Origin of the sequence: Arenibacter sp. F26102, from assembly GCF_023015865.1 — a bacterium.
In the GTDB taxonomy this organism is placed as follows: domain Bacteria; phylum Bacteroidota; class Bacteroidia; order Flavobacteriales; family Flavobacteriaceae; genus Arenibacter.
Map to the genome: position 1 here is coordinate 1 of NZ_JALKBC010000058.1, position 920 is coordinate 920.

General features: G+C 56.4%; 1 protein-coding gene. It reads left to right on the forward strand.

The features are described from left to right. Window positions 1-920 (forward strand): Calx-beta domain-containing protein (locus MWU78_RS22240; protein WP_247002011.1); only part of this gene is annotated, 920 nt, incomplete at both ends.

Genomic DNA, 920 nt, shown 5'->3' on the forward strand with positions numbered 1-920 from the left:
GCGAGCGGTTCTAATGTTTCGGTGAATTATGCCGTAACCGGCACGGCTACCGGAGGAGGGACGGACTATACCCTGGCCGACGGTACGCTTACGATCTTGGCTGGAGACTTGACAGGGAACATCAGCATAGCGGGCATCGTGGACGATCTGATCGACGAACTTGACGAGACGGTCATCGTTACCTTATCTACCCCGGTTAACGCCACATTGGGCACGAACACGGTGCACACCTATACGATCTTGGACAATGACGCGGCCCCTACGGTGGCCTTCAATGCGACCGCCTCCAGTGGCCTTGAGTCCGTTTCCAGCGCTGCCCTTGCGGTGTCGCTTTCGGCCGCGAGCGGTTCTAATGTTTCGGTGAATTATGCCGTAACCGGCACGGCTACCGGAGGAGGGACGGACTATACCCTGGCCGACGGTACGCTTACGATCTTGGCTGGAGACTTGACAGGGAACATCAGCATAGCGGGCATCGTGGACGATTTGATCGACGAACTTGATGAGACGGTGGTGGTGACGCTATCGTCGCCTACCAATGCCACATTGGGTACGAACACGGTGCATACCTATACGATCTTGGATAATGACGATGCTCCAACTGTCGCCTTCAATGGGACTACGTCCAGTGGCCTTGAATCCGTTTCCAGCGCGGCCCTTGCGGTGTCGCTTTCGGCTGCGAGCGGTTCTAATGTTTCGGTGAATTATGCCGTAACCGGCACGGCTACCGGAGGAGGGACGGACTACACCCTGGCCGACGGTACGCTTACGATCTTGGCGGGAGACTTGACAGGGAACATCAGCATAGCGGGCATCGTGGACGATTTGATCGACGAACTTGATGAGACGGTGGTGGTGACGCTATCGTCGCCTACCAATGCCACATTGGGTACGAACACGGTGCATACCTATACGATCTT